General features: G+C 47.8%; 6 protein-coding genes and 1 pseudogene. 2 read left to right on the plus strand and 5 right to left on the minus strand.

Annotated elements, in window-relative coordinates:
• Positions 1 to 19 precede the first annotated feature (19 nt).
• The 3 genes from DWW23_RS20340 to DWW23_RS20350 all read right to left on the minus strand — a co-directional run bounded on the left by DWW23_RS20340 (position 20) and on the right by DWW23_RS20350 (position 9690).
• Positions 20 to 8461 carry a hypothetical protein gene (locus DWW23_RS20340; RefSeq protein ID WP_122355606.1) on the minus strand — a complete coding sequence of 2814 codons (8442 nt, stop codon included), beginning with the start codon at positions 8459 to 8461 and terminating at the stop codon, positions 20 to 22.
• Positions 8462 to 8489: 28 nt separating this feature from the next.
• Positions 8490 to 8795 carry an HU family DNA-binding protein gene (locus tag DWW23_RS20345; protein ID WP_305037003.1) on the minus strand — a complete coding sequence of 102 codons (306 nt, stop codon included), beginning with the start codon at positions 8793 to 8795 and terminating at the stop codon, positions 8490 to 8492.
• Between the two features lie 142 nt (positions 8796 to 8937).
• Positions 8938 to 9690, minus strand: a complete 753-nt coding sequence (locus DWW23_RS20350) for a DNA-binding domain-containing protein (RefSeq protein ID WP_122355610.1) — start codon at positions 9688 to 9690, stop codon at positions 8938 to 8940.
• A gap of 626 nt (positions 9691 to 10316) precedes the next feature.
• Here DWW23_RS20350 and DWW23_RS20355 point away from each other — a divergent pair.
• Entirely contained in the window at positions 10317 to 12338 is a 2022-nt protein-coding gene (locus DWW23_RS20355) for a hypothetical protein (RefSeq protein WP_122355612.1), read from the plus strand.
• 110 nt (positions 12339 to 12448) lie between these two features.
• Here the strand turns inward: DWW23_RS20355 and DWW23_RS20360 are convergent, their stop codons facing one another.
• Positions 12449 to 13366, minus strand: coding sequence for an Rpn family recombination-promoting nuclease/putative transposase (locus tag DWW23_RS20360; protein ID WP_122355614.1), 918 nt, complete (start codon positions 13364 to 13366; stop codon positions 12449 to 12451).
• A gap of 238 nt (positions 13367 to 13604) precedes the next feature.
• On the opposite strand from DWW23_RS20360, the pseudogene DWW23_RS20365 reads away from it, so the two are divergent.
• Positions 13605 to 14798: pseudogene (locus tag DWW23_RS20365) on the plus strand (AAA family ATPase); the annotation flags it as partial.
• 63 nt (positions 14799 to 14861) lie between these two features.
• Here the strand turns inward: DWW23_RS20365 and DWW23_RS20370 are convergent.
• Positions 14862 to 15446: a LuxR C-terminal-related transcriptional regulator gene (locus DWW23_RS20370; protein WP_122355618.1), complete on the minus strand. Its 585-nt coding sequence runs from the start codon at positions 15444 to 15446 to the stop codon at positions 14862 to 14864.
• Positions 15447 to 15454 lie beyond the last annotated feature (8 nt).

The following is a 15454-nucleotide window of genomic DNA, read 5'->3' on the forward strand; positions in this document are numbered from 1 at the left end:
CTATACGTTATATATGTTATTACTCTTTTACCCATATCTTCATCCGGTTGACAATATAGAATCCGCGTGCCAGCGGTATCTCCGTCTGTCCGGCAGGCACCTGTAAACGGCGCACGAGGCTACCCATAAAGGTATAGACCAGCACCTCCTCCGGCCGGGGAGTATCCACCAGGATACGTCCCGGCAAAGCTGAGATACGCATCTTACCCTGAACCACCGGCAACACGTCCGTCGCCACCCCTACACGCAATGTCGGCAGGATCGCCGTCGTATTGGCATCCGCCAGCAGGTAACCGCGGAACGGGTCGATCGTGATACTGCCGCCTACCGGCTGTTTCAGTTCGAACGCATCCCCGTCGGCATTCAGCAGATAACAGGCTTCTTTCACCTCCACCCGGTCGAATGTCCCGTTCGCATAAGCGGCAAAACCACCGGCAGGCTTCACAGCCGCCACCTTATTTCGGCGAAGCAACTGGTTCGGACCGGAAACGAAAGTGATCTCCTTACCCGCCAACTGCGACGGCACCGCCATCAGATAAACCACGTTGGCCGTCATTTCAAGACTGGTTACCCCTTCCAGACGTCCGTTGGCATCCACCGTCTTCAACCAGAAGTTGCCTGCCGTACCCGTACCGGTGGCAGGAGTCAGTTGAATCGTCGACGTAGTAGCGGTTGCCGGATCGGTCTGTACGGTAGTGATACGAGTTGTCGTAAACGGAAGTGCCACCGATTCCCATTGGTCGGAATTGGCAAACACACGTACATAACGGATACCCTCTTCCGCCACGACCTGCCCGGCAGTGGAGGAACTCTTTATCGAAGCACCGTCAGACAGGGTGAGGCGATGCAGTGCAGACGTACCGGTAGCACCGTCCAGTACAAGTTCCGAGCCGGAAGCCAGTAGCAGGTTGGTGTTGGCATACTCCGCTTTCCAGTTGACATTGCCGGTCAGTTCCACCCGTTTATAAGCCGTCAGCACCGTATTATGGTCGGCAAGGCTGACCGGAACAGTCACTTCATAGGTATCACCGCCCTGTGTAACCGGGAGGTCATATTCCATCGTAGCCCGTTCGATCCAGCGGCACCCCGTAGCAGTTGGAGCGGAAGGTCCCATCTTCACCAGCGTACGGTACACCTCCCGGTCGTTTTTATCGAGTACGATACCGGCTATTTTCACATCGCTTCCGGCATAGACCGTACCCTCTCCTTTCAGGCGGACAGTTCCCAGCACCATCCCATTCGTCAGGGTCAGTGTATGAGTCGGAGAAACCACGTTGAAACCACCGTTGCCCGATGTCAGGTTATAGCCGCCGAGGTTGAACGTCAGGTTTTTCGTAATATCCTGTACGGATGCCATATTCAGCCCTTTTTTCAGTACCACGATCCCGCCGTCGGAAGCCGCACTCAGTGCCGAGGCTATCGAAGCATACGTTTTACCGTTCACTTCCGCTACCGGATCGTTGCCGGAGGTCGCATCCAGTTCGTTCCCGTGTGTGGAAGCGATGATCACATTATTGAGGGCATATTCGGTATTGTCGGCCGTTACGGTCAGCGTACCTGCCACATTCGACGAAGGCAACCAGAGACAGGCTACCGGATGGCCGTCCGCCACAGAGATGTTGGCAGACGTAACAGGTGTCCCCTCACCCAACCGGTAACTGAACGACGTCGTCCCGTCGGGCAGTGTCAGGAAAGTGCGCCAGACCGTTTTGCCGTTCATGCTGACCTGCGCGTTGTTCATCACCACACTGCCGTCGGCATAGACTTTCCCGTCGACAGCGACCAGACCGCCCAGCGAACCGCTCTTCAACAGCAGTTGCCCGTTGTTTCCCTTCATCGACAAGCCGGTAGCCGTCAGCGTATTGCCGCCCAGGTCGAAGACAGCCGTCCCGGTCGTAGCCGCCGGAAGCGCCAGTTCGCCCGTCAGGTCGTCCTGCGATTTGCGCAGGCTGACCGTCGTACCCGCAGTCAGTTCGGCAAAAGCATCGGCAAGCGTATCGTACGTCTTGTCACCGATAGCCGCCACAGCCGTTACCTGTGTCACATTCACCGGATTGACATGCGTACCGGTGATCAGTACCGAGGTTGCCATATAGGTCTTGCCGCCCGCTTCGACAAAGAAGTTGGCAGGCGTATTATCTTCCACATTCATCCAGAGACAGAGCGAGCCGTCGGATGCCGTCTTCACCTTGCCGCCCTGGCTCTTATATTCGTAGTCGGCAACCGTGGCGGCAGGCAGTCCCGACACGCTGACACGGCGGCTTTCCTGTCCGTCGAGCTTCACCGAACCGGTCATGACCACAGCCCCGTCCACCTGCAGGTTACCGTTGCTCCAGGTCGTTTCGGCAGTCGACTTTGAAATGGTGAAATCGGAACCGATATTCCCTTTTCCGGTGATCTGCAGGTTCCCCGTGGCAGGTACTCTGACCTGGGCTTTTACGTTGCCCACCTCCTGCGAGGTGATGGTATATTCGCCTATTTCGAGCACGATCGTTCCGCCCACTTCCACATCCTGTTTCAACGCCGCATTTTTCAGCAAGACGATCGTCTTGCCTGCCGCATCCTTGAAGGCATCCGCCAGGTCGCGGTATTTCTTGCCGTTGCGTATCTGTGCCACATCGTTCACCCCGTAGGTCTCGATATTGAAATGGTCGTCGTTCACCGTAACGTTCTCGGTCGGGAAGTCGCTGCCTCCCACCGTCATCGTCAACCGGCGTGCCACCTGTTCTTCCAGCCACAGGCATCCCACACTTTCGCGCACCATAAAGGAACCCGTTTGTTTCGTACCCGTCGGATTACCGTCGCCACCTATCTCCGCATAGGTAAACTGATGCGTACCTGTCGGGATATTGGCCGGCAGGTTCGTGACCAGCAAACGGTACAACGGGTTGCCGCTTTGACCGACCGCACCGATTCCGCCGCCCGGAATATCCTGTCCGATATAGAGGTTACCGCCCCCGATCAGCAACGGAAGTGCCAGCTTTCCGCTGCCGCTGCGGCTCTTCACCACCAGCGAAGCACCGTCGGCAACAGTCAGCGAGCGGTCGCCCGTCAGTTCGTATTTACCCAGTTCGAGAGTGATGTTTTTCCCCGCCAGGCTGTAGTCTTCCGTCAGCGGAGCGGCCTTCATCAGTTCGACGGTCTGGTTATTCTGTGCTGCGTCGAGCGCTGCTTTCAGGGTGGCATATTCCTGCGTACCGATACGGGCTTCGTTGTTGCTGCCGCCGATGGTCATATCGTTGTCGTGCTTACCGGCGGAAACAAGGTAGCCGGTCACGTTCTCCGTTTTGACGCCGACCGTAAAGGTATATGTTTTCCCGGTGTCGTCGCTGGCGGGAAGCCAGAGGCAAACCTCACGGTCGATCACCGGATAGTCGGCTCCTTCAAAAGTCACCTTTTCGACGGTAGACGGCTGGTAACTCATATTGACCAGCGTACGCCAGTAGTAGCTGTCGGGCACGCTGCCTTTCGTCACATTCCCTTCCAGCCGGACGGAACCGGAGACAAACAACTGTCCTTTGCCCAGCAGGTCGATATCGACCGAAATGCTTCCTTTCGCGCCTGTCGTTTCATCGTTCACCACCACATTCGCAGCGTCCGCCACCTGTAGACGGGCACCGGAAGCAGCCACGAGATTCTTGCCGTTGAGGTTGAGCGCGAACTTGCCTTCTGCACGGAGCGTGCCGGAAACCGTCACTCCCGTGAGCAGTTGCACCTTCACGTCGCCGTTCGTCTGCGAAGCGGTAGCCGCCGCCTTGAAAGCCTCCTGCAAGGTGTTGGATGCCAGGTTGACATTACCGTCCTGATAGATCACCCGTGCCACGACGCCGACCGGGGTTGCCGGGATGGCTTCGGTACGTTGGGTGACGGTCGTGATATTACCGGCGGTGTACTCGGTACTCGAACCGCCCGCACCGCTTACCGTGAAACGCAGTTCCTCGCTGCGCCCGTAGTCGGGCAACCAAAGACAAGCTTGTCCGTCGTGCAGGTAGAACGAGACGTTCTGCTGTTCGCCGTAGCTATAGACATAGCCGTTGCCGGCCCCGGCAGGCAGGTCTTTTACCAGGGTACGGAACACCGCCTTGCCGTCGAGTTCGACCACGGCATCGGTCAGGGGCACCACACCGGCAATAAACACATCGCCTTTGATGCGGAAGGTATTCTTGATATTCCCTTTTCCGGAAATCCGGAGGAACGCGCCGTTGGCAGAGGCATCGAAAGAGACATCGGAACCGTTCTGTGCCGCAATCTCAAAACTACCCAGATCGAGCGCGACACGGGTATAGGCAGGAACGGACTGCACGGTGCGCAGGTTGGCGATGCGGGTAAGCAACTGCAATGAATAGCTGTTCGGTTTGCTCTCGGAACCCGCCTCCATCGCAGCGAAAGCATCCTGCAGGTTACCGAACGCCTGACGGATTCCCGTCTCGTCGTTCGTCATGCGGAGCACGATCGGCGCCACATTGTCGTCGTTCTTTTCCACCTGCACCACTTCGATCTCGGTCTTCTCGAAACTGACGGGATGCGTCAGTACGACCTTCGTCTTCTCCGCACTCAGCTCCTGTTCGGGCTGCCAGCAATAGACTTTTCCTGCCGCGTCGGGCATCGCCATAAAGGTGCCCGGCGAGCAGTCTTTATAGGTACAGGTATAGGGTTGGTCCGGTGTCAGGCCGGTGGTGACCGATACCTTATAGACCTCCGTATTACTATTGTTCTTCGGACGCGAACCGGCTTTGTACAACGCATCCACGCTACCGGCCAGTATCTGCTGCGTACCGCCTTCGATGGCATCGGCAGCTTTGCCGTTGCCGTGGCGTGCCACCAGCGTACCGCCGGAAACCGACATCATTGCCGAGGCATCGACCCGGACCGCCGGACTGGCATTCGCTCCGATCGTACCGCCGTCGGCATACAACCTGCCGCTACCGTCGGCACAGTTCTTCCAGGTCAGTTTGCCACCGGCATTCACCTGTACGGCGGGCGAAGTGGCCGAACCGCTATAGCTGCCTTTCAACCGGTTGTCGCCGATCAATTCGATATCGGCAGGGGCACTTATTTCAAGTGCGGGTTTGTCGGAAGCGGTCTGTACGCCGATACCGTTCAGGCTCAGGTAAGCAGTTTCCGAACCGGATGCAATCACCAGCCGGTTATCCTTGCCGCTATCGCGGTCGACGGTTCCGTAAACGGCGATGCGTTTGGACGCATTGGTTCCGGCGAAAGAAGAGACGTAGCTTTTCGATCCGTAGGTCACGTCGGCACTCCCTGTCCCGTTGGGTGTAATGGTGATCGTCCCGTTGCCGATGTTGAGCAGCGGCGAGGCGGCCACCGTGTTTGAATGGTTGGCAGCTACCGCAAGCGATGCTTCGGCAAACTGTTCGGTCGTGGTAGGAAGCACGTCCGAAAGGGTGACCGTCTGCTGGTTGGCCGGCAGCCAGAGGCAAGCGTTGCCTTTTGCCGTATTCGTTCCTGCCTGATAGACGGTCTGGGCGTTGCCTATGCGATAGGTCAACCGTCCGCTGTTTTGAGTCGGCAGATTGGTTACGGTAGTCCGGTAGACTTGCTGGCCGTTCATCTTCATCGCACCCAGGTTGTTGGCATCGATCTCGGTATAGACCAGGCCGCCGAGGGTGGTAGTACCTTCCAGTTTACCGCTGCCGTTACTCGTCAAAGTCAGCCTGTGGTTGCCGGCATCTATCGTTTTATCACCGCTTAACGTATATGTTTGCAGGTCGAACGTCATGTCTGCATTTCCCTGCGGCAGCGTGATCACCTCGTTGGAGGCGGCATAGCTGTCGATCAGTTTAACGGTCTGCCCGTCGGCAGCGCCTGAAAACGCTCCGGATATCGTTTTGTAACGGCTCAATGTTCCCGACGAGGCATTTTCAATCAGGGCCTTGTAGGTTTGCAAGTCCAATTCATCGCCGTGTTTGGTACCGGCAGGAACATCTGCATAATAATATTTGGTTACTCCTCCAAGAGGTGTCGCATCCATCGAAAACTCGTCTGTCGTACCCTTTACCAACCAGAAATAGTAAGGATAGGTAGAGGCCGAACTAAAGCTACGTTGATTATCCGTCAACACTGTCGTTCCCTGCCGGAAGTTTTTCGCAGTTCCCAAAGCAGAATTACTCACTTTAGTCCAGTAAACAGGCACTTTATCGCCACCATTTTCTTTCAATGTGACTTCAGGAAGGTTCAAAACGCCGTATGCGCTCGATTCTATTTTCTTCAGGTAGCCTCCCTGCATCACTATAGCCGGCTTAAATGAAGTGGGTGTATTCGACACGCCGTTCTTGATCGAGAGCAAGCCGCTATTGATCTCCAACACTCCTCCACCGTCGCTCGTAACCGTATGGCCATTCATGTCGAATGTGATATTTTTGGTCGATATGTTTTTTTCAGCAGACAATAACGGATAATCGTGTTTGAGAGTAAGTACATCGTTTTCCGTAGAAGCATCGAGTGCTTCTTTGATCGAGAAATAATAATAGTCGGTTGCAGCCTTTTTTTTATAGACGATCGTTGGAGCCTGATTATTATGGTTGTTCTTTACGACATCTACGTAAACTTTTTCTCCATTGATCGTCATTTCTCCCACATCCTCATCTTCACACATCCAGAAATAAAAATATCCGTCGATGGGACGGGCATAGAAGGTACGTGTCTGGAACTGTACAGGCGCTTTTTTTACTATATAGGAACACTGATAATCCCTATCATTCGAGAGACCGAAGGCACGAACTTTGACCTGATACAGATCAACACCATAATCATCACGCATTTTTGCCATTGGTTTGGACATATAAACAGAACCACCGTTTATATCGGAAATATCACTATTGCCACCGGTATTGTCCATATCGACCGCTTTCGTATCAGATTTAATTCTGGATGTTCCATAATAACTATAGAACTTGTCGATTGCATAATTATTCACCGAATGGATATCTGCATTCAATTTTCCGAGTTCTGTAGTATGACCTAAATAAACAATATCATTGTTCCCATTATATGAATTAGCCCCTTCTCCAACCCCAAATCCATTTATTGAATAGGCTTTCACATTACCTCCAAATAAATTACAAGCCTGGTTATAGCTTCCACCCTCTTTTCCTCCCCCGATGGCGGCCCCATTTTCAGAAAAGCAATCGACACTTTTTGCATTAATATTGAGATCACCAAGGCTGTGCATCTCCATTCCTCCGCCGATACCTGCTCCATCTACTGCTGTACATTTTACAACGGCAGTACCAGCACTGACATTATCATTACTTGTCAACCAAACATCTGGCATCCACCCGGCATATCCACCTCCTATACCGGCCCCTTTGCCAGTAGATGTGACTGTTACGGAGCCGCCACTTATCTGCACCCGGTTATCGTCGCCTCTCTTATCGTTGCAATAGGCTGCCGAGCCGATACCTGCCCCGTCTTCCGAATGAACAGTGACTTTTCCGCCTGTCTGGAGGTAGTTACCGGCAAGGCCACCACGTAAATCTGTTTTCGAAGTTATCCCAGTACTCCCGCCACCGATACCGGCTCCACCACCGGTAACTGTAACGTTGACAGTGCCTCCGGATATTATGATATTACCACCTTGTCCTCCTTTACCATACAGACTAAATCCTCCGCCAATACCCGCAGCACCACCGTTTCCTGTAGCATTAACGGTACCGCCTTCAATCCGAATGGTACCACCAGATCCGGCATTCATTTTTCCAGGTTGAAAGAGATTTCGGTAAGAATTACCTCCGCTACCGATACCGCATCCATACTTTCCTCCTGTAGCATTTACCGTACCGGATTTAATAATTACAGTACCATTATCATACGGCACACCACTACTAGTATTATAATTGATAAGAGAACCTATGCCCGGACAATAATCAGACTCTGCTATTGCGTCTAATGTACCAGGTCCCGTAATAATCAATACCACAGATTTATTGGATATTGCTATAGCAGGTCTTTTTTCTGTATTCCTAACTGTCAACTTACCCTGAACCTCGATAGTAAAAGTTGAATTATACGATTCTACAGTTATATGTGTAAGAGATACATTACCTTGAAAAATACATTTTTTATTGAATGCGCTTATCCTCATTCGATACTTAGTTGCATTACCTTTAATGATATAGGTATCAACATCCGGTACTTGAGCTTCTAACCAAAGATTAATTCCACTACCCAACGACCACCCATCCGCTTCTGAGCTATCCCCATCTTTCAATTGATCCAAATCGATCGTAACCGTCCTTGCTTCTACGGCAGCCATATTGACAAGAGCCAGCATCGAAACCATCAAAAAGGCAATTACCGGTTTTGAAGTTCTCCGCCACAGGTCGGTTGAGCCTGTAGCCATTATCTTTTCCACTTTATGAAACCACCACCCTATATAAAACAAAAAAAGCAACAAGCCACTTCGTTGCCTGTCGCATTGCTGCTTATCTACCATATTCATACTCCCTATATTTTTTTAGTAAACACTTCTATTCTATTTTATCTTTGTTCAAATCTTTTAGAAAAGCAATTCCCGGACGGAACTTCGCTGTCCGGCGGGAAGGGACCGTTTTCGGCTCGCCCGTTTTGGGGTTACGTCCGGGGCGTTCCGTTTGTTGTACCGGATAAAAGGCGCCGAAGCCTTGAAACATCAGTTTGTCGCCCTGCTGCAATACGGCAGTAGTCGTCCGGAGCAGACTGTCGAGCACGGCACGCACCTGACAGGTGTCGATGCCTGTATCGGCAGCCAGTTGCCTGATAAGTTCTTGTTTGTTCATCTTTTTATTGTTTTGAATTTATTTATCCGAAAATTGGTTCCCTTCGGTGCAACCGCACAGGTTCCCCTGCCGGGAACCATCCTTTCGCTGCATCGGGAACGCCCCGGTTCCTGCAAGGGGAACGCCGGGGGTCCGGGTACGGCGAAAGGACGGGGCGTACTTATTCGATCTCGGGACGGTCGCCGCCGCCACTGCCGTCGCCCACAAATACAGAGGTGGAAATGACACGGGGAGTTTTGCGTAAAGCGTTCTTCCCTTTCATATACTGGGTAGTTATCGTGAGTTCGTAAGTTCCGTTCCCTAGTTCGGAAGGAACGATAAAGATCAGTTTGCCGGGATCGTTGGTGCTGAACATGTCGTTGCCGAGTTTGACAACGGCATCGGTAGCGGTATTGCGAAAAGTGATCCCCACCGTTTCATTGTCGCCCACCACACGGAGGTAAGCACCGAAAATAGCGAAGTTGCGTCCGGGTGTCATGCTGCCGTCGGTCATATTGTTGCTGCGGTCTTCCACACCGCTGATATACATCACGTCGGCCTTTTCACCCTTTATGACAACTTCTGTCTTTGCGATCTCTTCGCGTATCATTTTATCTTGTATGAAAGAGACGTAAATCCCGTTCTTTTCGGGGTTCCAGATGCCTTGTTCGATAATTCCGGTAAAACGGGGCACTGCATGGAAGAGTCCGGTATTGACGTTAAAGCCGTTCATCAGGAAGCGTGCCACAATACGTTGAAAGAGTGTAACGACATGAGTCATAGTCTCTTGCCTGAGCCCTGTATCTTCTTCAAGCATCTCTTTGTAGATTTCTTCAAGCCCGGCATCACCTGCGGGGTCCAGTACCAGAATCCGGTCTTTCGGATCTGCCGTTAAGCTGTTGTCTGCCAGCCATCCGCGTAATTTGTTTTGCATACTAGTGTTTTTTATGGATTATTGTAACTGATCCGAATAATAAACGACCGTTTTGTAAAAAATAAAAATGACTAAAAAAAACGATCGTTTTTTTTAGTCATTTTCGCGAAGCTGGCATTTTTCGAGGGGAAATTCCAAAGTTCTTGATTTTTAGGCGATAATAAACAAATAAAAATTTGGACGCTATTTATAAAAAGCATAGATTTACAGACAAATAAAAACGATCGTTTTAGCTAGTCATTTTGATAATTAAAGTATTCTTACTAAAATATAATTCTTCATATATAGGAATATTTAAACAATCACTAACTTCATCTATTTTTGAACACATAGTATATTACCAGACAGAGATACAGATGAGCTATATGCCATACAAAAGATTGTGAACGATTTTGCAATTTATCCCTACAAACGACAGATATTGTTTGTAAACGACACTATTAAGCCTGCAAACAAATTCCCCATCTCTTTACAGTTCAATACATTACACACATATATATGCCTACATCGCTTATAATTCAAAGTATTTTATATAGATTTGCGAAGTTATATCTCCTAAGTCTTACAGGCTGAAAAAATAGGAGGATACACTTATTTTATTATCTCTTAAAATCAGCAGTATAATTATGGGTAAAAAACACAAATATCAACAAGCTTCAATAAAAACAGAAAGTCGAACTCCAATGCCAACCGGATCAACCCGTAGTATTCATCAGGTGCTGGGACAGCCAACAGAAGCACCGACTCTCACCTCATTACAACCAGAAATACCAGATCTCACCGTTCCCAATCCAGAAAGCAAGGCTCAAGTTAACAGTATATTGGAACAGGGAACATCTCCGGCACCGAATCCCCAACAATTAACTATCCAAGAAGAAATAGCACAACACATAAATACATTTTTTAAACCTGCACAAGCAAAGCTTCAAAAAGGGGATACCCCTACAGCGGAAAAAGTATTAGAAAACTGTAATCCTGCATACCACAAAGAATTGCTTCGTATATTGACAGAAAACAATAAGAAGGATATAAGAAGGGTCTGTTACGCTCTATCGACAAAGCTTGCTACGATATTGAAGGGTATTAAAGATTGGGAGTTTAAGTTGCTTATCCAGTTGATACAGAACGTAACTATCCAAGAACAACAGAACACGAAATCACTCACCAGCAGTAATACGACTGTTAATCCGGTCTCTTTGTCCCAAGAACAATGGTACGCAAATATCCTCCGAATAACACAAAATCAACTATTGCTAAACCTTCCAAATGAGGTACTCAGATTTGCTGCTATCGAAACGATGGAGGAGGCAGATGTAGATAAACTGATAGATGGAGTATTCCAAAAAAGAGCTAAAGAGAAGATCAATGCCATTACAGCAATGGCATCGAAAAGAAATGCCAACTTCCTTCTGTCAATAGATGAGATAATCGATTTTACACTGCTTGTTAATTTCACAACACCGAATTATTACGGGTTGTTTGCTCATGATTTTCCCCCCAGACTGCGACTACGTCCTTTCGAGGACATCATAAAAGTGGCTCAATGCGCACAGAACTGGAATAAATGGCAGAAAGCAATCTATTCTTTTGCCGCCATGCCCCCAGAATGGGATATAGACCATGTAATCGAACTAATGAACGGGAGCAATATGTACTCCAATGAATATTCGACTATCGTGGAACTAGTGAAAGCAGCTCCCAAACGCCTGGCGAATAAGCCGGATACCGTAATAGAGCTCCTTAAGCTATCTTGGGATATGACCGCATTGATTAAAATTGTCCAAAGTTTCGAGCAGACTTCCCCATCCGAAGAAACCTTATTAAAGTTGTGTAAACTCTCATTGCTCAAAAACAGGTATGAGATTATTGACTGTTTGATAAAAACATTAGAAAAGAATAAACTGGAGCGGATCTCGGAGATGATTCCATTGCTCAAAAAAGCGGAAGGGTTGGCAGCATTGGTTAACTTATGCAAATCAAGTACTCATTTCCTGACTCTGCTAGAAACATGGCCCCTGACTGATATAGCAAATGTATTCAATGAGATGTGCCTTACGTCTACCACTGCCAACGACATGACTTATATATTTGATCTGACTGCCACTTATACACTATTACCGCCAAATGTCAAAATGGCGGTAATGGCTTGTAAGTCCTATAGTCCTAATTGGAGTGAGGTATACGATTATTACAATATTTTTTTAACTAATTTTATCGGAACATTGTCTACTCCTACTTCCCAGATTGAGTTTACAAATCAAAGTTGTAAGGTGCTCATTGAGCCTGATAGAATTGTTCACATAGCAGCAGGACACACTTTTGAATATATTGATTATGCAACAGCTATGCGTCGTGATGGCTTTGATAAGTATTCAGATGGTCAGCAGATTTCCTTTTTTCAACCTAAGACTCCATTAATATCGACTATTACAACATTGATTCAAGAGTCAGACTTTCTAAAGGATGTCAAAAATCATACTAGAACAAAAGAACATCATTCGTTTCGTACTTCTTCCGGCTATTTTATTGCTTATAAAACAACTGGTTCTAAAACAGCTTATATTACGACTATCTATCCATTGAAAAATGCAGTAATGATTTTTGGAAATACAGTGTTAGCAATAGGGACGTTGCAAGGAAAACTATAAATAGAGCATAAGACAAGCTATACACTGGCTGTTTCATGAATAAGGTTTTAGTGTGATAATAAAACAGGCAACCTGGTATAGATCGCCTGCTATATATAAATGTATAGTGATTATAGTGCCTGTATCTCCGATTCGGTAAGGCCGGTGGCTTGCATGATGACTTCCAGAGGAAGTTGCATTGTTTTCATGTTGAGGGCGGTTTGACGGAGACCTTCGTTATGACCTTGTTTCAGTCCTTGTTTCATACCCTGCTCTTTGCCTTGCTTCATACCCTGTTTCAAACCTTTCTCTATACCTTGTTCAAAGCCTTTCTTTATTCCTCTCTCTTCGGCATAGTCGATCGTATTCTTATAGTCTCGGTAACGTTTCAGTGCTTCGTCGTACTGGATACGTTCTTCTTTGCTCAGGTTAGCCACGTCAGCAACCGCCAGCAGTTTGTCGAATACGGCTTTTTGTGCCTTGAAAGGCATTCTGTCTAATGTATCCATATGCTTTAATAAATATAACCAACGTTCAAAATCTGTTTCACAATCATCTGCTTCTTTCGTGAACCACGGTAATTCCAGATAAACCTGGCGGATCTTGTTACTGAACATTTTACCTGTTTCACGGTCTGCTAATATAACATCGGTACGGAACTTGGAGTTTATGCCCATTTTATAGTTTAACAGAAATATTCCATAGACAGGACAAAGACTAAACTTCCAATCTTTCCCTCTTTCACCCTGGTTACTGATAGAACGAGCCAAATAATAAAGGCCACGATCGTAAAAGTAAGGCTGGGAACCATTTTGCATCTCAACCAAAAAAAGGTTTCCTTTTTCATCTTTACAATGAATGTCGAAGATGACTCCACGACCTTCCACTGTCTCAGGATGCAGCATCGGATTCAGAAAGGATATGTCAATAATATGACGCTCACCTTTCAACAACTCATTCAAAAAATCAATTAATAACTCTTTGTGTACTTCTTGACCGAATATACGGTGAAAACCGAAATCGGTAAAGGGATTGATAAACTTTCCCATAATTATTAGGATTTTGGATATTACCACCCAATAGCGGGTAGTGCGCAAATGTAAGGATTCTTTTTGAAAATCGGTGAAGATATGTTGAGAAATACATAATATGAGCACCGAATCACATACGTAACATGGCATGCACTGAACCTGGATTTCCAATTCGGTAATCGTTGCATTAAGAGAAACATATTATTAAGAATATTTCTCTACCTTTGTGAAAGTATCATTTTCAATCAGGTAAATTATGGCACAGCTTTATCCCATCGGCATACAGAACTTCGAAAGTCTACGTCAAGATAATTATTTATATATTGATAAGACAGAAATGATTTATCAGCTAGTAACAACCGGACGTTATTACTTTCTGAGTCGTCCGCGTCGCTTCGGTAAAAGTTTACTTATTTCTACGCTTGAAGCTTATTTCTTAGGAAAGAAAGAGCTATTTGAAGGGTTGGCTATCGAAAAGCTGGAGAAGGACTGGATACAGTATCCGGTTATTCATCTTGACCTGAATGCCAAGAAGTTCGATACAGAAGAAGATCTGATACGGTTGGTCGACCGGCAATTGCTGATCTATGAAGCAAAATATGGTTCCAGCCCTGCCGACCAAACGATTGATGACCGCTTTTTCACCCTGATCCGACTGGCTTACGAGAAAACCGGACAGCGTGTTGTCATCCTGATAGACGAATACGACAAACCGATGCTGCAAGCTTTAGATAACGAAGAGCTCCAGCGGGAATATCGTGAGACTTTGAAGGCTTTCTACGGCGTGATGAAGAGCATGGACGGATATATTAAGTTCGCTTTTCTGACGGGGGTAACCAAGTTCGGGAAAGTGAGCGTGTTCAGCGACCTGAACAATCTGATGGATATATCGATGGACAGAAGATATATAGAAATATGTGGGATAACGGACAATGAAATACACACCAGTCTTGAGGAAGGGGTTCGCGAGTTAGCCGCCACTCAGGATATGACATACGAGGATGCCTGCAAAGAATTGAAAGAGAATTACGACGGATATCATTTTACTCATAACAGCATCGGACTTTATAACCCATTCAGTTTACTGAATACTTTTGCCAAAAAAGAATTTGGAAGTTACTGGTTTGAAACAGGCACGCCAACCTATCTGATAACACTACTGAAGCGTTCAAACTACAACCTGTATAATATGGCTCATACGGAGACTGATGCGGATGTGTTAAACAGTATAGACTCGACCTCGACCAACCCCATCCCCGTGATCTACCAGAGCGGGTACCTGACCATTAAAGGATATGACCGCGAATTTGGAATCTACCGACTCGGATTTCCCAACCGCGAAGTGGAAGAGGGATTCATGAAGTTCTTACTGCCTTTCTATGCCAATACGAACAAAGTGGATTCGTCTTTTCAGATCCAGAAATTCGTACGGGAAATACGAAGCGGGGATTAGGTGTGAACTTCAGTAATAAAACACGGAATATAGAAGAGTGGAAGGTAGTGGAGGAAAAACTTATAACTCTATATCATCTCCCGAAATAATCCCGTTCATGATGGCGTAGAACGTTAAACCGGAAACGGTTTTGATACCTAATTTAGCAGTGATGTTCTTACGGTGGGTAAGGACTGTGTTGAGGCTGATGCTTAGTTTGTCCGCTATCTCCTTGTTAGTGATACCTTTTACGATCAACTGGAGAACGTCGGTTTCGCGGGTGGAGAGGTCTTTGTTCGTGTCGCCGGATAGATTGCCGGAATTGTCGTTGGCTAATAAGAGCTGCAACTGCTCGATGATGATCTCCTGGGAGGCTTTTACTGTAATATGGTTTGTAGTGGATATACCTCCGTCACCTTCTGCACCATCGATCAAGACGATTGTTTTACTACGGCGGGGCAGGAAAAAGTCGCCATTCATAACCTGGGTTTCGGGAGAGGTAAAATAGTAATCGAACGTATCGTTGCAACCGGCAACATTAAAGGCTTCGAACGTTGGGAACCAACACACTTCCACCGGAGGGAAATAGTCGGTTAACAAGCTCTGAAGGCCAATGCTCTGTAAAGTATCGGATAAAATGATCGCTATTTGCCTGGTTTTATGCATCAATACGG

Origin of the sequence: Parabacteroides sp. AF14-59 (assembly GCF_003479515.1) — a bacterium.
GTDB lineage: Bacteria > Bacteroidota > Bacteroidia > Bacteroidales > Tannerellaceae > Parabacteroides > Parabacteroides faecis.

Coding starts and splice junctions, on each gene's coding strand:
- DWW23_RS20340 (WP_122355606.1), bottom strand. CDS start 8,461: ATGAATATGGTAGATAAGCAGCAATGCGACAGGCAACGAAGTGGCTTG.
- DWW23_RS20360 (WP_122355614.1), bottom strand. CDS start 13,366: ATGGGAAAGTTTATCAATCCCTTTACCGATTTCGGTTTTCACCGTATA.
- DWW23_RS20355 (WP_122355612.1), top strand. CDS start 10,317: ATGGGTAAAAAACACAAATATCAACAAGCTTCAATAAAAACAGAAAGT.
- DWW23_RS20350 (WP_122355610.1), bottom strand. CDS start 9,690: ATGCAAAACAAATTACGCGGATGGCTGGCAGACAACAGCTTAACGGCA.
- DWW23_RS20370 (WP_122355618.1), bottom strand. CDS start 15,446: ATGCATAAAACCAGGCAAATAGCGATCATTTTATCCGATACTTTACAG.